The organism is Gillisia sp. Hel1_33_143 (assembly GCF_900104765.1).
In the GTDB taxonomy this organism is placed as follows: domain Bacteria; phylum Bacteroidota; class Bacteroidia; order Flavobacteriales; family Flavobacteriaceae; genus Gillisia.
In genome coordinates this window covers 2863374-2883676 of record NZ_LT629737.1, presented here as the reverse complement: position 1 = coordinate 2883676, position 20303 = coordinate 2863374, and the positions used below count along the sequence as shown (strand labels likewise).

At 32.2% G+C, this 20303-nt stretch carries 20 protein-coding genes; 5 read left to right on the top strand and 15 right to left on the bottom strand.

The features are described 5' to 3' along the window. Positions 1-427: 427 nt before the first annotated feature. The 13 genes from BLT84_RS13395 to BLT84_RS13335 all read right to left on the bottom strand — a co-directional run bounded on the left by BLT84_RS13395 (position 428) and on the right by BLT84_RS13335 (position 13895). Positions 428-1081: a hypothetical protein gene (locus tag BLT84_RS13395; protein WP_091266662.1), complete on the bottom strand. Its 654-nt coding sequence runs from the start codon at positions 1079-1081 to the stop codon at positions 428-430. A gap of 164 nt (positions 1082-1245) precedes the next feature. After that, complete coding sequence (locus tag BLT84_RS13390; protein ID WP_091266659.1) at positions 1246-1533, bottom strand: type II toxin-antitoxin system RelE/ParE family toxin; 288 nt, start codon at positions 1531-1533, stop codon at positions 1246-1248. Next, positions 1526-1765 (bottom strand): type II toxin-antitoxin system ParD family antitoxin, encoded by a 240-nt coding sequence (locus BLT84_RS13385; RefSeq protein ID WP_091266655.1) that lies wholly within the window; start codon positions 1763-1765, stop codon positions 1526-1528. The genes BLT84_RS13390 and BLT84_RS13385 overlap by 8 nt, the downstream gene beginning before the upstream one ends. A gap of 207 nt (positions 1766-1972) precedes the next feature. Further along, positions 1973-2455: a hypothetical protein gene (locus BLT84_RS13380; RefSeq protein ID WP_091266652.1), complete on the bottom strand. Its 483-nt coding sequence runs from the start codon at positions 2453-2455 to the stop codon at positions 1973-1975. A gap of 825 nt (positions 2456-3280) precedes the next feature. Next, positions 3281-3856, bottom strand: coding sequence for a hypothetical protein (locus tag BLT84_RS13375; RefSeq protein ID WP_091266649.1), 576 nt, complete (start codon positions 3854-3856; stop codon positions 3281-3283). A 302-nt stretch (positions 3857-4158) separates the two neighbouring features. Beyond that, positions 4159-4992, bottom strand: coding sequence for a carboxypeptidase-like regulatory domain-containing protein (locus BLT84_RS13370; RefSeq protein ID WP_091266646.1), 834 nt, complete (start codon positions 4990-4992; stop codon positions 4159-4161). Positions 4993-5156: 164 nt separating this feature from the next. After that, positions 5157-5765 (bottom strand): hypothetical protein, encoded by a 609-nt coding sequence (locus tag BLT84_RS13365; RefSeq protein ID WP_034890519.1) that lies wholly within the window; start codon positions 5763-5765, stop codon positions 5157-5159. Positions 5766-5904: 139 nt separating this feature from the next. Continuing rightward, positions 5905-7287 carry a hypothetical protein gene (locus tag BLT84_RS13360; protein WP_091266643.1) on the bottom strand — a complete coding sequence of 461 codons (1383 nt, stop codon included), beginning with the start codon at positions 7285-7287 and terminating at the stop codon, positions 5905-5907. Between the two features lie 270 nt (positions 7288-7557). Then, the gene (locus BLT84_RS13355) at positions 7558-7926 is read right to left on the bottom strand and encodes a hypothetical protein (RefSeq protein WP_091266640.1); all 369 of its coding nucleotides are present in this window, start codon (positions 7924-7926) and stop codon (positions 7558-7560) included. A 176-nt stretch (positions 7927-8102) separates the two neighbouring features. Continuing rightward, positions 8103-8774, bottom strand: a complete 672-nt coding sequence (lepB, locus tag BLT84_RS13350; protein ID WP_091266637.1) for a signal peptidase I — start codon at positions 8772-8774, stop codon at positions 8103-8105. A 667-nt stretch (positions 8775-9441) separates the two neighbouring features. Beyond that, entirely contained in the window at positions 9442-10617 is a 1176-nt protein-coding gene (gene xerA, locus BLT84_RS13345) for a site-specific tyrosine recombinase/integron integrase (protein WP_091266634.1), read from the bottom strand. 94 nt (positions 10618-10711) lie between these two features. Then, entirely contained in the window at positions 10712-12916 is a 2205-nt protein-coding gene (locus BLT84_RS13340) for a B12-binding domain-containing radical SAM protein (protein ID WP_091266630.1), read from the bottom strand. 31 nt (positions 12917-12947) lie between these two features. Then, a complete protein-coding gene (locus tag BLT84_RS13335; protein WP_091266627.1) occupies positions 12948-13895 on the bottom strand; it encodes a tRNA dihydrouridine synthase in 948 nt (315 codons plus the stop codon). Positions 13896-14073: 178 nt separating this feature from the next. Between BLT84_RS13335 and pyrR the strand changes: the two genes are divergently transcribed. The 5 genes from pyrR to BLT84_RS13310 all read left to right on the top strand — a co-directional run bounded on the left by pyrR (position 14074) and on the right by BLT84_RS13310 (position 17588). Further along, positions 14074-14613, top strand: coding sequence for a bifunctional pyr operon transcriptional regulator/uracil phosphoribosyltransferase PyrR (gene pyrR, locus BLT84_RS13330; RefSeq protein WP_091266624.1), 540 nt, complete (start codon positions 14074-14076; stop codon positions 14611-14613). 41 nt (positions 14614-14654) lie between these two features. Beyond that, the gene (locus BLT84_RS13325) at positions 14655-15584 is read left to right on the top strand and encodes an aspartate carbamoyltransferase catalytic subunit (RefSeq protein WP_034893222.1); all 930 of its coding nucleotides are present in this window, start codon (positions 14655-14657) and stop codon (positions 15582-15584) included. 23 nt (positions 15585-15607) lie between these two features. Then, a complete protein-coding gene (locus BLT84_RS13320) occupies positions 15608-15940 on the top strand; it encodes a ribonuclease Z (protein ID WP_091266621.1) in 333 nt (110 codons plus the stop codon). Between the two features lie 50 nt (positions 15941-15990). Next, positions 15991-16896 (top strand): ribonuclease Z, encoded by a 906-nt coding sequence (locus BLT84_RS13315; protein WP_091266617.1) that lies wholly within the window; start codon positions 15991-15993, stop codon positions 16894-16896. A 185-nt stretch (positions 16897-17081) separates the two neighbouring features. After that, positions 17082-17588 carry a CAP domain-containing protein gene (locus BLT84_RS13310; RefSeq protein ID WP_091266614.1) on the top strand — a complete coding sequence of 169 codons (507 nt, stop codon included), beginning with the start codon at positions 17082-17084 and terminating at the stop codon, positions 17586-17588. A gap of 270 nt (positions 17589-17858) precedes the next feature. Here the strand turns inward: BLT84_RS13310 and BLT84_RS13305 are convergent, their stop codons facing one another. Together BLT84_RS13305 and BLT84_RS13300 are read right to left on the bottom strand one after the other, a co-directional pair. Continuing rightward, positions 17859-18230 (bottom strand): VOC family protein, encoded by a 372-nt coding sequence (locus BLT84_RS13305; RefSeq protein WP_091266607.1) that lies wholly within the window; start codon positions 18228-18230, stop codon positions 17859-17861. A 189-nt stretch (positions 18231-18419) separates the two neighbouring features. Beyond that, positions 18420-20294: an OmpA family protein gene (locus BLT84_RS13300; RefSeq protein WP_091266604.1), complete on the bottom strand. Its 1875-nt coding sequence runs from the start codon at positions 20292-20294 to the stop codon at positions 18420-18422. Positions 20295-20303 lie beyond the last annotated feature (9 nt).

Below are 20303 nucleotides of genomic sequence, written 5' to 3'. Positions count from 1 at the left end.
TCATTTTGTATTTATCAACAATAATTGTAATCACGATTTATTTACTATCAATAAGATTTAATCAATAGTTTTTTTTCTGACTTGAAAATATTGCAAGGCGGATTGTAAAAATTATCAGAATGAGGTTAAAAGATATAGTTAGATAAGCATTAATTTCTTCTTCTTTGAAGAACAAATAAGCATTAAAAATAAATATCAAGAGTGCTAGAGCATACATTAGCTTTAAAGCTTTAGGTTCTCTTTTCAAAAAGTCTATATTTTTCACCATTTCATTCTCATATTTCTTGCTTAGCCATTGTGGGTAACGGTCTTGGTTAAGGCATGTAGCGTGGAGTAAGGACACGTTCTTGTCGGCTTTGTTGATTTTTACTTGGTGTCTAAAATAGCACTTTTCAGCAAACTGCCCGCTATTTGCGCTTAACCGATGTTACCTGCTGGCTTTTTTTCGATTTTTAATTAAATGTATTCCAGCAAAAATTATCGCTAAAGCAACTAAAATTACAATCAGAATCTCAGTTAAAGTATTTTCAGCGTTTTTAAGAAACCAAAATCCAAATAATAATCCGAAAAAAATAAATCCAATTCCCCATTGGGTTGAATTTTTAGTGTGCCAAGTGTTTTCAAACTTTGAATTACGTTTAAGTCCAATTATTAATTCATCTCTTAATTCTTCATAATTCGAATAACTTGTCGATGAAATTTTATAATTAAAATCGTTACTAATTAAAGTTAAATCTTTCCATTTCATATAACTGACCTCGTGTTTTAATTTTCCATTTTCTTTTTCAATCTCAGAGTAAGAGTCAAATTTAGATAATGCTATAGTTTTCTTTTCAAAACCAGTTATTGATTTAAAAATTAGATTTCCGTTTTGTATTTCTAAAATATCAAAGTGATACATCCAATATAAAGAGTAGAAGCCAAGGAATAAAAAAGGAATTCCCAATATCAATACTCCAATATTTCCATTTCCCTTTATAATCAATATTGTGGAAAGTATTATAGTAATTGGACCACCAATTATCAAAACTATTATAGATGATAATTTTGGTTTAGCCTTAATTATTTTTTTTGTTCTCAATATTTTTTCTTTTCAGCTTGCAGGTAACGGTCTCGGTTAACACAAGTTGCGGGAGTAGGGATGCGGACTTGTCGGTTTAAGTATTCTCTTACTTAGGATACTAAATTACACTTTTTCGATAAAACCCGTTATTTGTGATAACCGTTGTTGGCAACTGTATTTTCTTATCGAATATTGCTAAGATCTTGTCGGCCAATTATAGTTATTATCTCAACGAGATTATTTTCCATTTTATAATAGATTGAATCTGATCCGTAAACACATCTTCTATAACCACGTTTTATAAAATCAACCGATTCAAACGTATAAGGTTGCTCTGCAATCAAATCAAAGTATTCAAAAAATCTTTCAAGATATTTGTCGGCTTGAGTTACACCAAATCTTTTTATTCCAAATTGATGGATTCTAATTAAATCTTCTTTAGCAACGTTACTTAATTTGTAATTACTCATTAAGCATCGATTTCGATTGCGCTAATATTTGTTCTTTACTATCTTTTGTAAATCCACTTTTCTCGGCTCTTTCAATTTTATCCTTAATATAATCAATTTGAATTTGTTGATTACGAGCTTGTCGTATCAGGTCGTTTACTAATTCGCTTTTACTAGAATATTCTTGATTATCAACTTGTGATTTTAGCCATTCATCGTTAGGCTTTGTGAACGAAATACTTTGTCTTGACATAACTTTATCATTTGATGTAAAATTGCATCAAAATTACATCAAAAACAAATTTCTTTTGAAAATATTGTTGCCAACGGTCTCGGTTAACACAAGTTGCGGGAGTAGGGACGCGGACTTGTCGGATTAAGTATTTTCTTACTTAGGATACTAAATTACACTTTTTTGATAAAACCCGTTATTTGTGATAACCGTTGTTGTGCATAGTATTTATTTCTTGCAAATTTTACTTTTTTGAACAATCTTAATTCCGTCTGGTAGAGTTAGAGTTGCACTGTATTCCATACAACTATCTACAATTCTTATTTTTTTAATTAAAAGACCATTATTTTCATTTATCCAATTATCTTCCTCTGATTTTTTATTCTTCGCATTGTCATAGGTCAGTCTATATGTACAGTCATCAATCCATTCTATATTTTCATAAGTAGGATCTCCAAAATCAATAGCATTTTTCCATTCTATTTGACTTTTTAGATTACGGATAACAATATATTTTTTAATTGAATCTATCGGTTCAGATATTTCTTCAATAAGCTCATCATTTTTATATACTAAAAATTTAGCTGCGCCTTCATTATCTGTGGGAATATAAAATTCGCCTGTTTTAAAATCAGCACAAGTTAGTTTTTGCCCAAATGAATTCAGAGAAGATAGAATTATTAGAAGAAATAAGAAGTTGAAATTTTTCATATAAATATTATGTACAACGGTCTCGGTTAACGCAAGTTGCGGGAGTAGGGACTCGGACTTGTCGGTTTAAGTATTTTCTTACTTAGGATACTAAATTACACTTTTTCGATAAAACCCGTTATTTGTGATAACCGTTGTTGCCCACAGTGTTTTTTTTCAGCGGAGTGATTTTTAGATTTTACGTGGTTAACCATTTATTCATTCTTTAAAATTCACTTTTTTGCGTTCTGATCGGTCATTTCTTTTGAAAATTTATCTTCAGGACTTTTTAGTCAGCGTTGCATATTTTCTTTGTCAAATTTCAAAATTATTTTGAGTTCTCAGATAATATCTATTTTTATTTTATCCGTTCGGCTGAGTTATTTTCTTTGCAAAATCTATCTTAGAACTTTTTATTCGGCATTCGATTCTTTCTTTTCGAAATTATCATTTAAGTTTTTTCTTCAGAAATTCCTGTTTTCATTTTAATTTCTGCGTATTATTTTTTGTCAATTTTAGTATGCTCAGAAATGCATTTTTATAAGATTCTCAAAATGCATATTTTCATATAATTTTATGTAAAATCTCAACTTTTTGATTGCTAAATTCAGTACTAAAATTATGTTATTTTGCAGAAATCCCATTGTGGGCAACGGTCCCGGTTATCGCCAGTTGGCGGAGTAGGGGACGCGGATTTGTCGGCTTAGTATTGGTTTTTTGGTCTAGTTAATTATTTTCTTACTTAAACTACCGCTTATTGGCGATTAACCGTTGTTGCTAACTGGAAAAACGTACTAAGTCATGTTTTGAAATCTAAAATTCTTGCCACAAGTTCGTTTTAGACATTTACTGGTCAATTTGAATCTTTTTAAATGTCGCAATAGTTTTTATTCTTTTACTCTCATTGTCTGAATAATCAGTGAAAGATTGAGAAACTTCTAATTGAACAATATTTGGCTCTATTAAGGTTATTTCTTCAAGTTCAGAAGAATAGTATATAATTTCATCTGGTATTCGTTCAAAGTCAGATATTGTAACTAAATCGTCGTTTATCTTCAGCTCATAACTCAACCAACGGGATCCATAGGTACCTGAGTATGGTTCGTCATCAAGTGATTGCATTCCTGGGAGCATTGCGTACATACGTATATTATAATAATCTGAAATACTCAATTCGTATCCTAGAATATTATTTTTATCGTAAGTGTCATTAAAATATAGTTCTCCAAGTTCCAATAGTAAATCTTTACTTTTGATCCCATCCCCATTTAAATCGATTTCGGTTTGCGATTTATATTCTATCAATTCGTATTCACCAATCAGCGGTGATACTAAATTTTCTTCATCATCCGTGCAGGATAAAAATGTTGAGGAAACAAATAGTGTAGTAACTAGTAACAGCTTTGTTTTAAAAATTTTCATATTTTAAAATAGATTCCTTTGTTGTATAATTTGAATTTATGGCAACTTTATTTTGTCAATTATAGAAAAAACTTTCACGTCCATTTTTTCTTTTTTGTAAAAATCACAATGTTTTTCTTGTTTGCAACGGTCTCGGTTAACACAAGTTACGGGAGTAGGGATGCGAACTTGTCGGCTTAGGTTTTAATTCTTGGTTAATTTAATTATTTTCTTTGAAAATCTACCCGTTATTTGTGATAACCGTTGTTACCTGCAGTTTTTTTTTAGTTTGAACATTTGGCATCTAAATACATACTTAAACTTCATGTCTGGGATTCAAAATCGTCCATGGCCTTTTCTCTATAATAAATTTTATGAAATGGTGAAGTACTGGCAGGAATTCCGAAAAATTTACTCTTTTTATTTTCTTTTTTACTTTCAACCCATTGTATAGTTACAACAAACTCTTCAAGATCTTGTTTTAAATAAATATTATATGGGTTCAAGTCAATTGAATTCCATCCAAGTATTTGATCTTTCAGCTCAAATATTATATTCTCCGTTATTATTAAAGAATCAGGTTTATCATTTTTTATGTCGTAAATATTGATTCTAAATTTTAAACTTTTAAATTCATTTGATGTTATTGCAAAATTAAAATTTTCTAATCTGCAGTTTCTCCGCAGTTTAAAATTCATTCCTACTTCCTTACTAAGTCGATCATCAACATCCTTTTCTTTAGATGAATAAAAATTCCAATGCATAAGTCCGAGACCTTTGTTCGTTCTGCCTAATCTCTTTTCTTTTAATTTTTTCGTTTTGAAAACTACTTCACCTAAATTATTGTCGTCCGGTGTCATCATTAAGGTATTAGTTTGAATTTTCAATTCTGACACTAATTTTTTGATAGAATTGTATCCAATATATGAAAAGACGATGGTGTCATTTTCTTCAATTTCTGAATTCAATTTCAATTTAAAGTTCCCATTTTCATCCGAAACTGTTCCAAAATTTTTATTAGGAATTCCAATATTTACATAAGGTAGAGGTTCATTATTTTTTTCATCAGATATATTTCCAAGTATTTCTTGGCCTTGTAAAAATCCTGTTGAAAACAGAATTAAGAAAAATATAAGAGCGAGTGAATTTTTGTTCATTGACGAATTTTTTTTAAAAATATTGCAGGTAACGGTCTCGGTTAACACAAGTTGCGGGAGTAGGGACGCGAACTTGTCGGTTTTGTTCTTTTCTTTCTTAGGATACTAAATTACACTTTTTCGATAAAACCCGTTATTTGTGATAACCGTTGTTGTACACAGTTTTAGTGTTCCTCAATTTCTATTATAAAGTTACCTACAAGGGTTGATTTTATATTTACGGGAATTGCTCCAAATGATGTCACAATAAACTTAAACACATTTTCAGAGAGTTTTTCATTGTCGGAGAATAATAAAAATTCCATAGTAGTATTCTCAGTTAATCCATTAGATTTTAAACTCCAAACTTTGTTTAAAGTCAAAGGTCCTTTTTCATAGTTAAAATAAGTAGAATCTAATTCCAGATTAATTCTACTATTTACATTCCCTGTAGCAATTTTAGGAATAAATATATATTTTTTAAGACCTGCACAATTACATAAACTACTTACTTTTATTTTATATTTTTTGTCGGCTTTTAGATCAAAAGTAAAATTTTTATAATTGGATTTAATTGAGTCATTATAATACAAAATGGAATCATCCAGAGAAAGCTTATCTTTAAAATCGGCATTTACTTTAATTTCTTTTGCAATTGAATTATTTGCTTCAAATAAGTCTACTGAATTTTTGCTCTTTATCTGTTCATATCCTTCATTAGGATTTATTTTTCTTGAACAAGAAGTAAAGATTAAAATAATAGATATAAAATAAAAGTAAAATTTTCGGGTCATATTCTAAAATTGTGTACAACGTTCTCGGTTAACACAAGTTGCGGGAGTAGGGACGCAAATTTGTCGGTTTAAGTATTTTCTTACTTAGGATACTAAAATACACTTTTTCGATAAAACCCGTTATTTGTGATAACCGTTGTTAGCCACAGTTATTCTTCAAAGCATCATTTAACTTGTTATTAATCCATTTAAGAGAAATAACTAAAGTTTGAAAAATTGAATCATCAATTGATTTTGCATGTGCATCAATACGATTTGAATTTATCATTGTCATATAGGTATCAAACAATTGTTTGTCACCAAAAATCTTATCATACTCGCTCCAATTTTTTGTTATAAATTTTCGATAATCTTCAAAGTATAATTCTCCTTCGTCTGAAAATATTTGTTCAAGATTTAAGGCTTCTAATCTTTTATATCTTGAGGAGTTAGATTCTATTATTTTTAAGAAAATTTCTTTTCCTTTTATTCTACCATAAAGAATTTTAATACTTAAAACTAAAATTCTTTTTAAGGATATTTCTGCATTTCCTCGAAGCTCTGTAATTACTTTCCATTTTTCTTCTTTAGAATGGACAGATTTTAGAATTTCTGAATTAGCTTTCAAATAATCTTGGACAGCTTTTATTCTTATGAAATAGTCGTTTTCAGTTTTTTCAATTAAATTATACCCGATAAGGTGATTTATTATTTTATCAGAATTGTTTACTATTTCTTTAAATTTACTTTTATCATCTATGGCTAGTAACTCTAATAATTTGTATTCTTCAGGATACCAATTGTTTAATACTTGAACAATTAGATCTATGTAATCGATTAAGGCTCTGTCAAATTTTTCTTTATTTTCTTGATAATAGTAATTAGTTACTTTAATAGGTCTTTCATCAGGGGTATCATTGTGAATCATACTACATATTTGACGTATTAGAAATGGATGACCACCATAATCTTCCGTTAAATATGTTATTATTTCTTCTTCAAATTCTAACCCCATATAGTTTCCAATCGTAAATACCATTTCTCTAACATCTTTCGCTTTGAAAAAATTTAAATAATTAGGTGAAATCATTCGATAAATAGGATTGTCAAACCTGTTAATTAATCCGGATTCAATAATTACTGGATTTACTCCGGCAATCAAGAATGAAAATACTGACGGGTTGTTTTGATATACAGATCTTATTGTCTGCCAAAAGGAGATAAAGTCTTCTCCCTCGTTCCAGTGTTTTGAAGGCGAGATATCAAAAGTTATATTTTCAATCTCATCAAAAATTATAAGTATTCTTGACTTCTTATTTGCCTCGAATATTTTTATAAGGTCTTCTTCAAATTTTTCACTAGCATTTATCTCGTCGTAATTGATATTTAATTCAATTATTATATCGTTTTGATTTCTGAAATTTGTCGCAATTTTTTTTATAATATATTCCAGAGCTTGGTTCCATCTTCTTTTGTGTAAAGATGGATCTTGACAGTCTATAAAAACTCCAAGTTCTTCTCGAAACTCTAAATTTCTTAGCAATGCATATAAAACTGAAGTTTTTCCTATTTTTCTTAGACCAAATAGACCAGAATTTTCACCTGATTTATATTTATCATATAAAAATGGGACAACATCTTTTCTACCAAAGAAATAAGTGTCGTTTTGTAAAGGAGATTCAAAGGAAAATAAATCTCTACCATATAAATTCGATTTTAATGTATTCCAAAGAGTTTCTTGACAATCGTCTTCGAAAAAGTCATCGTATGTATGGGGAATTATAATACGAGACTCCGGTTCACGAATAGTTAATTATCTAATTTTTTCTTTAACCTCTGTATCTTGTGAAATAAACATGAAAGCAAGTTTATCCAGACGATTCTGATATTCGAACATTAATTTATCAACAAAATCTAATGTTCTACCTTCGAAATTTTCATACCTCTGAATTATTACTAATACTTCTTTTTCTATTCGGAATGATTCCGCAATTCTTTTTGTAGGCTTTAAAAGAGCATATGAGTAAGTAGAACCTTTAAAGGTTACTACTTTCACAAAGGTTATAAACCATATTTTTTTTAGTTGCCAGATTATATGTTTTTCAGATCTTCCTAATCTTATTCCATTGTAGTCTCTATTTAGATCAATATTCTTGTGAATTCCTGGTTGTCCTTCTGTCATTTTTTACTTTATAAATTTGAATTTTTTTGATAATTGTGGCTAACGGTCTCGTATATTCGCCAGTTGTGGTAGTGAAGATACGGATTTGTCCGATTTAGATTTTTAGTTCCTGGTTTCTATTAAACTTTCTTTTAGCTCAATGGCCGCAATTGCGAATATGCGTTGTTGGGCGACGTTTATTCCACGAATAACACGGCAGTTATATCAGATTTATCAATCATACCTAGGTATCTGGAATCATAACTCACATCTCTGTTATCTCCAATAGCGAAATATTTATTTTCGGGAATTATTAATGGACCAAATTGATCCTGACTCCAGGGTTTCTGATATATTTCCTCAATTGTTTTGTCTGGTTTGTCAAAAATTGGCATTTCTGGTTTAAAAGTTTTTTTTACTTCTTTATCTGAAAGATTCACAATTAAGGAGTCTAAGCCAACTATTTTATTTCTATCCACTTTTAAGTTTTTAATCTTATTTTTCAAAATATTTATTTGCTCGTAGCTAGCAATGTAAGTTTGTTTTAAATTTAATTGCTTATCAATATTTTTTCCATTTATAAAAACAACACCATTTCTTATTTCAAGAGTATCATCCGGAAGTCCGATTAATCTGTGCGTTTTTAGATAAGGATCTGTTTTTTCTTCTTTGACCTTATAAGATATAAAATTAAGTCTTCTTGGCTCTATTAGGTTTGTCCCAAATATCCAATCTTGTTCGTGAAGAGTAGGTTCATTTTCAGTTGAATAAACTCTGAAGTTTTGTAAATAACCAGTCCAATTTCCAATTCGAAAAATTAGAAATATTAGAACTAGTCCGATTAATATATAAAACGCAATTTTTCTCATAAATGACGCCCAACGGTCTCGGTTAACACAAGTTGCGGGAGTAGGGTTGCGAACTTGTCGGTTTAAATATTTTCTTGCTTAGGATACTAAAATACACTTTTTCGACAAAACCCGTTATTTGTGATAACCGTTGTTGCATAGCGGTTTTTTACTTTATTATGTTGTCTTGCAGAATTCCATTTTTGTCAATTTTCTAATCAATCATTTTTAATTTTTCACGTCTGAGTGAAAGTCCGCATAATTAACTAAATCATTAATCTTACTTTTTTAGCTCAGAGTGAGAGTCAGCGAATTGATTTTAGAAATTTTTCTTATTCATTTATCATTCTCGAGTAAAATTCAGATTATTTATGTGAACATTCAGTTTTTACTAATTTTCATTCTTGAGTAAATGTCAGAATAATAACTCTAAATATTTTGTTACTTTTTCGCGACTGAGTTAGTTTGCGGACTGATTTTAAGAGCTTCTTATTTTCAAAATTTTTATCCTTTAATCTTCTTTATTTAAAATTCAGAGCTCCGTTTTATTTTCTCTAAAATCTTCAAAGAGTCGGCTTATCTGTATTAAAAAATTGTTTTTTCAGTTCAGGTTTTCACTCTAATATTTTGAGTTATTTCTTTCTAAAAACTGCTTTGCAACATGTTATATCCACAGCAATATACTTATTTATTCGAGAATGTTCCGGGATAAGCGCAGGTTTCCATCGGTATTAGCAGTTTTGGCGAGTGCGCCTAAAGTGACATCCAATGGACTTCTAATCTTCATCAGGTCGCGTTGAGTTACGTGTGTGTAGATCATCGTAGTTTCCGGTCTGCTGTGGCCTAAGAGTTCTTGAATGTATCTTAGATCTATACCATTCTCCAACATATGGGTAGCGTAAGAGTGTCGCAATGTATGGGGTGTCACTTTTTTGTTGATCTTAGCTCTTCTACAGGCTATCTTTAAGAACATGCGTACCGAAGACGAACTGTAAACCTCACCTTCCTGACCTTCTACAAAGTATCTCTCTGGTCTGTAAGTTCCCAGATAATTTAAAAGCAGCGGAATAAAACTTTCAGCTAACATCACATAACGGTCTTTTCTACCTTTTCCATTCTTAATCAAAATTTGCTTTCTATCTACATCAATTTCCTTGATCTGTAAACTCAGCAATTCCCCAACCCTTAGTCCAGAAGAATAGATAAGCGCCAACACCGCTCGATGTTTTAAATTTCTAGTGGCACGTAATAGATCTATCACCTGTTCTTTAGAAAGTACCACCGGCAGATATTTACTTTTATCGGGTCGTTTTAACTTATCAGAATCAATTTGAGATTGCTCATGCAGATCTGCAAAATGCTTTAACGCACTTATACATTGCCTATGTGTACTTATAGAATATCCCGGTGCTGCAATCTCCTTTTCAACAAACAACTCAATATCTCTATTGGTAAATTCTGAAACGGGTTTCTTCAAAAACTTTAAGAGCATAGAAACAAAATGACAATAAGTATCCACCGTGCTCTGGCTATACCTGTTTCCATTTAGATAACTTTCGAACTCTCTCATCGTATCAACATGATCTGAGGGAGAAAATTTTAAAATTTCCTGAGTTTCTGTAACCTCAAGTTTAAAGCTTTGCAATCTGGAATAATCCATTTCACAATTCACTTTTTTAAGATGCCAATACAATTCAGCTTTATTCTTTTGAGTGAATGGTACATAAAAGCAAGAATGCGTTTTGCTCCAATTAAGGTCTGTAAGTTGTTTAATATGAGTTTTTAGCTCATTATCAAATTTAAAAGCGATCCCAATTTGCAGGGCCCTCTTATGATTTAGCGGAAATAGTCGTACTTGCTCCATCTTTAAAGAATAATGAGTTAAAGTACTAAAAATAAGAATCTTAAGTTATTAAATTATCTGAAAAATTTCAGGTCTCTAATAATTTTTTGGTGGTCTAAAGAACCAACAAACCGTGATCTTTTAAAATTCGGATTGGTTTTGAGAACCAGAACAATTCAAAATCTTCAAACTGACTATCAAAATCTGTTTTTAACTGCTTATAAGTAAGTAATTTTTCTTCGTAAGGAGATAATTGTTCTAAAGCATTTAGCAGCCATTCGCCAGTTTCTTTTTCTATAATAATGCTGAAACTTTCAGAAATATCATGAAACTTCATCACTAACTGATGGTTGGTAAATCCTTTTTTAGTTTTTACTTGTTCTACTACTTGAGGAATTCCACCCAACCAAACCACTTTCGCATTTGGTTTAACGCTGAAGCTTGTTTCATCTTCCAAGCATTGCTCGATAAAATCGAATTTAATAGTGGTTTGAGGGATCTTAAAATCGAACCATTCCTGCAGCGGAAGTTCAAAGCCAATCCCGTGCATATAATTGAATAAAGATTTTTTTAATCCGAAGCTGAATTTGGAATGGTCTATTCCTGTACTATCTCTAAAATCTACATCGTTATTTGCAAAACTGATCTCATTATACTGCGGAATAATTCCATAAGCATCTGGATCTAACCCAACAGGACTGTGAGCGGTTAAAGCGAATTGATGCCAGAAGCCAGATTGCAAAACACCAATTTCAAACAATTGTCTTATCATTTCCAAACTATCTACCGTTTCCTGAACGGTTTGCGTAGGGTAGCCGTACATAAGGTAAGAATGCACCATGATGTTAGCTTCGGTAAGATTGCGTGTAACCTGAGCTACCTGTGCCACTGTTACACCTTTGTCAATAAGCTTCAAAAGTCTGTCTGAAGCTACTTCCAACCCGCCGGAAATTGCAATACAACCAGATTCTTTCAGCAACAAACAAAGATCTTTAGTAAAGTTCTTTTCAAACCTGATGTTTGCCCACCAAGTAACCGTTAGTTTTCTCTTGATAATTTCCAAGGCTAAAGATCGCATTAAGGCTGGGGGAGCGGCTTCATCTACAAAGTGAAAACCGGTTTCTCCCGTTTGCGCAATAAGTTGCTCCATTCTGTCCACCAATATTTTGGCAGCAATTGGCTCATATAGTTTGATGTAATCTAAAGAGATGTCGCAAAAAGTACATTTTCCCCAATAACATCCGTGTGCCATGGTAAGCTTATTCCATCGGCCATCACTCCAAAGACTGTGCATGGGGTTGGCGATCTCTATTACAGAAATATATTCTGAAAGTGGCAAGTCTCCATAATCTGGAGTGCCTAATTGATTTTGTTTATAATCTGAACGGAGCGAAGTGTTGTTATAAGTTACTTCTCCATTTTGAAGTAAAAAGGTGCGTTTAAATTTTTGATGATCTGGATTTGCTGAAGTTGGATCCAAAACATTTGAAATAAGAATTTCTATAGGCAATTCTCCATCATCCAACGTAATAAAATCGAAGAATTCAAAAACGCGAACATCGGTAAGCGATCTTAATTCGGTGTTAGGAAAACCACCACCCATAGCGATCTTTATTTCAGGATAGTTTTCTTTGATATATTGCGCTGCTCTAAAAGCGCTAAAAAGATTCCCCGGAAATGGCACCGAAAAACAGATGAGTTTTGGCTGAACTTCTTCTATTCTTCTGCTTAAAATATCTATACTGATATCGTCTATAAAACTGATCTCTTCTTGAAGATGCTCATACAATTCATCAAAAGAATTAGCGCTTCTACCTAATCTTTCTGCATATCTACTAAAACCAAAATTCTCATCGATACATTCAATAATAAAATCTGAAAGATCTTCGAGAAATAAAGTAGCTAAATGCTTGGCTTTATCTTGCATTCCCATAGAACCAAAAGCATATTCCATATCATCCAACTGCTCAAACCTGGAAGCTTTTGGTAGAAAATTTCCGGTGCAGATCTGTCTTGCCAGAGTTTGATCTTTTCCTTGTAAAAACCTTATAACATCATCTAAAGGTTTTAGGTAATGAGCTCGTAAAGCATAGATACGCTCACAATTTTCTGAAGTAATGGTTTCATTTTCTGCAGCGATCTCAAATAATTCGCTTAAAGTATGCTTAGAAAAAAGCTCTAAAATAACTTCGATCCCCAAATCCATCTGATAAGAACTGATGTTCTTGGTGTTCAGAAAGCCCTTTAAATAAGCCGTTGCAGGATATGGCGTATTTAATTGAGTAAAAGGCGGGGTAATAAGTAGGAGATCTTTCTGCATTGCAAATTAAAATTGAAGCAACAAAGGTAAGTTATTGTTCGCTCTTTAAGATCTCTGTAACCGCTTGTAAATATGCTTTTTGATTATTTGCCTTTTTGATCTTTTTAAAGGTTTTCTGCGGATTGGAGAACGTCTGTGAGAAATAACTCCAAAATCCCTGCATTTTCATCTTGATAGGAGTAGGACCGCTTAAAGCCTCATCGTACTGATGATAAATGGTATCATGAAATTCTCTGAATTGCTGCCATCTGTCTTTGGGATATTCGGTAGTATCAGCTTTAATCATTGAAGGAAGAAAAGGATCGGCAATTAAACCGCGGCCAATCATCCAATGGTCTATCTGCGGAAAGCGTTGTTGCATCTCCTTAAATCCGGCAACGGTAGTAATATCTCCATTATAATACATCTTGTGTTTGGTATTATCCAAACATCGCTGAAAGGATTCCAGATCTACACCACCTTTGTATAATTGCTTTCCAATTCTGGCGTGAATGGCGATATTCTTCAGTGGATATTTATCTAAAATAGGTAAAGTGTCTAAGATCTCGGTACTGTCTTCATACCCCATCCTCATTTTCATAGAAACCAAAATGTCGGTTTCAGAATGAGCACGGTCCAAAATATTATCTATTCTTTCAGGATCATTGATCAATCCGGAACCCATTCCGCGTTTAGTAACCATCGGGTAAGGACAACCCAAATTCCAGTTGAGTTCTTTGTATCCTAATTCACGAACATATTTAGCAACAAATAAAAATTCTTCAGCATCGTTGGTAATCACTTGCGGAATTACTTCTAAGGTATTGTTATGCTCCGGTAACAGATCTCGCTTATAAGAATTTTTTACGATCAGCTTCCCATCCAAACGTATGTAGGGGGCATAATACGTGTCTATTCCACCAAAATAGTGGTGTTGTGCATTTCTAAATCTGAAATCGGTGAAACCCTGCAATGGGGAAGAAAGAAGTGTAAAACTCATGTAGTATTTGTTGCTGCAAAGATAGCTTAAAATGGGCAATGAGCATCTGCAATTTAGAAAAGTAAAAAATCATTTTTTATTGAAAACATCAATTGGTTTGTGCAAAAGTTAGAATGTGATTATGTTCTTCTATCAAAAAAATCTTACTTTTGTTTTTACAACTTCAGCACTATAGATTATGAGCCAAAAAGTATTTCTTAATGCAAAAGAAATCAACATTATACTTCATCGTTTGGCCTGTCAGTTAATTGAGAATCATCCTAATCTTGAAAATACGGTTATTATTGGAATTCAGCCAAGAGGAACCTTTCTGGCAAACCGAATTGTAACTATTCTGGAGGAGGAATATAAACTGAAGAATATTCCACACGGGCAATTAGATATCACTTTCTATAGAGATGATTTTAGAAGAGGTGATAAACCTTTAGAAGCCAATAAAACCAAGATCGATTTTATAGTAGAAGATATGAATGTGATCTTTATAGATGATGTTCTTTATACAGGCCGAAGCATTCGCGCCGCACTAACTGCCATTCAATCTTTTGGAAGACCTAAAGAAATAGAACTGCTTACCCTTATAGATAGAAGGTTTAGTAGACATTTACCAATTCAGCCAGATTATAATGGGCGACAAGTAGATGCTATTAATGATGAGCAGGTAAAAGTGCACTGGAAAGAAATTCAAGGGGAAGATGCTGTTTATGTGTATTCAAAATAAAATGAATCCTGAAAATGGGATAATTTAAAAGCAAGTAATCCATGAGCGAATTAAGTGTAAACCACTTATTGGGAATTAAATATCTGAAGCCGGAAGATATCGAACTTATCTTTAAAACGGCAGATCATTTTAAAGAAGTGATCAATAGGCCCATTAAAAAAGTTCCTTCTCTACGCGATATTACCATAGCCAACTTATTCTTTGAGAATAGTACCAGAACCCGACTTTCTTTTGAACTTGCTGAAAAACGATTGAGTGCAGATGTAATTAATTTTTCTGCTGCTTCTTCTTCAGTAAAAAAAGGGGAAACGCTTATAGATACCGTAAATAATATTCTTGCCATGAAGGTAGATATGGTGGTAATGCGTCATCCGAATCCGGGAGCAGGAATTTTTCTTTCTAAACATGTAGATGCAAGTATTATAAATGCAGGAGATGGAACTCATGAGCATCCAACCCAAGCTTTACTAGATTCTTATTCTATCAGAGAAAAATTAGGTGAAGTTAAAGGAAAGAAAGTATTGATAGTGGGTGATATTCTGCACAGTAGAGTTGCCCTTTCAAATATTTTTGCTCTGAAACTTCAAGGTGCAGAGGTAAAGGTTTGCGGACCAAAAACACTGATCCCAAAATATATAGAATCTTTAGGAGTAGGAGTAGAGACCAATTTAATAAAAGCATTAGAATGGTGTGACGTGGCAAACATGTTGCGAGTTCAAAATGAACGTATGGAAATCAGCTATTTTCCAAGTACCAGAGAATACACGCAACAATTCGGTCTGAATAAGAAGATACTCGATTCTTTGAATAAAGAAATTGTGGTGATGCATCCTGGCCCAATAAATAGAGGAGTGGAGATCACTAGCGATGTAGCAGATTCTAAACAGGCTATAATTCTAGATCAGGTACAGAATGGTGTGGCAGTGAGAATGGCTGTTATTTACCTTTTAGCCTCCAAAATCAAACACTAAGCGCTATAATAAAATTTAGAACTATGAAGATTATTGAGAAAGACAATTATAAGATCCTGAAAGATGAGAAGAATGATATTGCTGGCTTTGCAAATTACATGTCTCAAAATCATTCCATATTTAAAGAAGATAATGTAATTGTAGATGTTCTTAAAAAAGGAGATCTTGAATTAGAAGAATTACTAATGTTCTTAGAGATTTCTAATATACATAGAGCAGAGAAGAAATCTTTTGTTATCGTAAACGATGCTATAAATATAGATCAAGTTCCAGAAGAACTAATTGTGGTTCCAACGTTATTAGAAGCTACAGATATTATTAAAATGGAAGAATTAGAAAGAGAACTCGGATTCTAAATTTTTCTTCCATTTACTCCAACTCAATACGAGTTCCAAAAAACATAAGCATGAAACTTACAATTTTAGGTTGTTACGCAGCCACTCCCAGATCTTTCACAAATCCAACAGCACAGGTTTTAGATATCAATAATCATCTTTTCATGATAGATTGTGGTGAAGGTTCTCAAGTGGAGCTAAGGCGTAATAAAATAAAATTCTCTAAGATCAAGCACATCTTTATCTCACATTTACATGGTGACCATTGTTTTGGGCTTGTTGGGCTTATCTCCACCTTCAGACTGCTTAACAGAGATACAGAATTGCATGTTTACGGACCTAAAGGAATAAAAGAGATCATTACCCTACAATTGAAACTTTCCAACTCCTGGACCAACTATCCGCTTTATTTTCATGAATTGGAAAGTAAAGAATCTCAGCTTATCTATGAAGATGATAAAGTAACTGTAGAGACCATTCCATTAAAACACAGAATTTATACCAACGGATTTCTTTTTAAAGAAAAGCCCGGACTTAGAAAACTGCTGATCAACGAAGCGGTGGAACGTAACATTGATGTTGCCCTTTACCAAAGTTTGAAAATGGGAAAAGATGTAGTTAATAATGATGGAGAGACCATTGCTAATCATCTAGTTACTACAGAACCGGATCCTCCAAAATCATATGCATACTGTAGTGATACTATGTATTATCCGAAGATCATTCCACAAATTAAAAATGCTACTGTCCTGTATCATGAATCTACCTTTTTAGAAGAGAATAAAGAACTGGCAGAACCTACTAAACATTCTACAGCAATAGAAGCGGCAACTATCGCAAAAGATGCTGAGGTTAAGAATCTTATACTAGGCCATTATTCTACCAGATATGGCAGCATTTTACCGTTTAAAAGCGAGGCTGAAACCGTATTTCCTCGAGTTCAACTTGCAGATGATGGAAAATCATTCGAATATTAGAAAATACTTGTAAGTCATTTCTTACAAGTATGTCGTTCAACGCTTAATTGACATAAATATTGTCAGTAGAGTCTTACAAAAAGTGTTAAAATTCGCATAATATCGATAAAAGGTGTATTTCATCGTGTATTTAGTCGATTATATTAGTATTTTAGTAATCCCAAATCTAACTAATCTACTAGCATATGTTGAAAATTACCAAACACCTTTGTGCCGTATTAATTTGCACTCTTACGCTTACATCTTGTTCAAAAGATACCGATGTTCTGCAGGAACAAAGTAACCTTAAAGCAGAAATTCTTTCTGATAATGTTTCTTATAGCAATATTGAACTTGAAATACTTACCGCAGTTAATGCACACCGCCAAAGTTTAGGATTGAACAAGCTTGGTAGAATAGATGACATTACTTTTCAGGCGGAAGACCATACAGATTATATGGTAGAGAATAAATTAGTTAATCATTCAGATTTTGACAAAAGATTTAATGCTTTGGTTAAAGATGTGGGTGCCTCTTCTGTAAGTGAAAATGTAGGGTATGGTTATAGAACAGCAGCTGCAGTCGTTCAGGCTTGGTTAGCGAGCGAAGGACATAAAGCAAATGTAGAAGGAGACTTTACACATTTTGGTATCGCTGTAGATAGTGACGATAATGGAAAGAATTACTTTACGAATATTTTCGTAAAGAGATAATAGTTAGTACTTAGAATAATTTTTTTATTATAATTAGTTAGCCTTTAGCATACGTTTAATTAGAATAAAGATCTCGCATTAGCGGGATCTTTTTATTTTCATAAAACATTTTCTTCTAAGAGTTTCTTTGTCCTTATAAGATTTAATAATGACTTTAGATAAGACAGCTACTCCTTATCTTTCAAAAGCTAATAGGTAAGCTTAGATTAATTATTATCATGGTGTTTCTAATACTCTCAAAATATTTATATGATATCTTAAGAACGGTTTTTAAATGTGTTGATCTATAAGTATGAAATTTCCATCTGGATCTGTAAGTATAAAATTTGCAGGTCCCGTAGTGTCCTCATTCACTTCCTTTTCTAAAGTAATTCCATTAGCTTTTAATTCTTTCTGAATCTTTCTGATATCATCAAAATCTTTAACAGTTTCTCCATTTGCATCCCATCCGGGATTAAAGGTCAAAATATTCTTATCAAATATTCCCTGAAACAAACCGATTACAGCATTCTGATTTTTCATGATAAGGTAATTTTGCTCCATTGAACCACCTATTACTTTAAACCCTAAGTTCAGATAGAATTTTTTAGAAACTTCAATGTCTTTAACATTTAGACTTACCGAGAACGCACCTAATTTCATATTCTTAATTTTTTAATTTAATAACTCTTTCTATAATTTACCAATTTTAGATGAATTGTGAAGCAATCTTATGGTATGAAATAATGTTCAATGCTGTTGGTAATTCGTTATCTAAGGCTACTAAATAAAAGATCCCGCTATTTGCGGGATCTATAACTAATATATTTATGTTGAAGGAATTTTATAATCTTACTTCATTTTAACTACTTTAAACATCGATCTTCTATTTAATTGATGTTGTTTTGAGTTGCAAGTATCGCATTTTACAGCTGGTTGCTTTTCTCCATAACCTTTATAAGCTACTATTCTTTCTGGAGCAATTCCATGACTTACTAAATAATTATAAGTAGACTCTGCTCTCCTAATTGCTAATGCCTCATTGTATGCATCACTTCCTCTAAAATCTGTATGAGAACCAATTTCTATTACCAGATTAGGATATTTTTCTGTCATTAATGCAACCAACTTATCTAGTTCTGTAGCTGCATCTTTACGAATATTAGATTTGTCGAAATCAAAATAGATGTTATTGATCTCTGCTAAATATTCTACATCCGGAATAGGACTTAACTGTATATCATAGATCAACTCTTCTTTGTTACCCAGATCAAAAGAACTTATTTCTCCAGATTTTTCGGTGTATTCTATATGTTTTGCTTCAAATGGATATTTTGTATCTCTACTGATAATGGTAGTATATTTTCCATCATTATCGGTTTCAAGAAATGCAAATTGAGAATTATCAGATCCCATTAATCTAATAGTAGCATTCGCAATAGGAAGATTGTTCACATCATCTGTTACCGTACCTTTTAGAACTAGTGGTTTAAGGAGATTAAATTCGTAGACATCATCATTAATACCATCCCTATTTGATGCTATCCAGCCAGTATTCTCTTCAGATTTTTGAAAATAGGCAAAGTCATCTTTACTACTGTTAATAGGAGCGCCAAGATTGGTTATTTCTAAACTTGTAGTGTTAAGATCTGTTTTAAAAATATCCATTAATCCTAATCCTAAATGACCGTTGGAGGAGAAGTAAAGAATATTTTCTGTAGTTAAGAAAGGAAAAGCTTCATCTAAGCTAGTGTTGATCTCTTTCCCTAAATTAACAGGAACACCATAGGTATTATCTCCCGTGATCTCCACTTTATATATATCTGTTCCACCTTGTCCACCAGGCATGTCTGAGGTAAAATACAACGATTTATTATCTGAACTTAAACTTGGGTGGCCTACAGAATATTCATTATCGTTAAAAGGAAGTTCTACCACCTCTTTCCAAGAGCCATTAAGATTTGTTGCTCTATAGATCTTTAAATTGTTGGTAGATTTTTTATCCTTTTTCCCTTCTTTATTGTTTATATAATTATTTCTGGTGAAATATAGATACTTTCCATCATTGGTGATGCTAAGTGGGCCATCATGCAATACGCTATTTACATCTCCGGAAATAGGAGAGACCATCTCATCTTTTACTATATAGATATCTAAAAAAGGTTCCCCATTCCAGGAATAAACTTTTTTATTTTTTGGCATCGCTTCATTTCTAGCAGATATTAAATAGGTAACACCGTTTTTTTCATAAGCTCCAAAATCACTAAGATCTGAATTGAATTTAGCTTTTTCTAAAGTGTAATCATCCCGGTTCTTTATCTTAGACATATCATCAGAAAGAAGCTCTTTTACATCTGAAGTGTTTTTTCCTGTTTCCTGATATTTAGCTAACCATGTTCTAGACTCATCATATCTCTTAACACCTCTCAAAGCCTGAGCGAACTTAAAATAGTACTCTGGAGAAACATCTGCTTGTTTTACAACATCGGTATAGTAGTACACTGCATCTTCTGGACGTCTTAATTTGCTATAACTATCTGCAAGTTGTTGTTTATTATAAGCTGTATTAAAATCTTTTTCAATTAATTCTTTATAGATATCTACAGCTTCCAGGTAAGCAAGATCGTTATATAACCTGTCTGCTTTTCTCTGTTTGGAGTTTTGAGCTGAAGCTATAAAACTATTTCCAATAATGAGCAGAAGTATTAAGTAGTTGAAATTCTTCATAATAGTTTT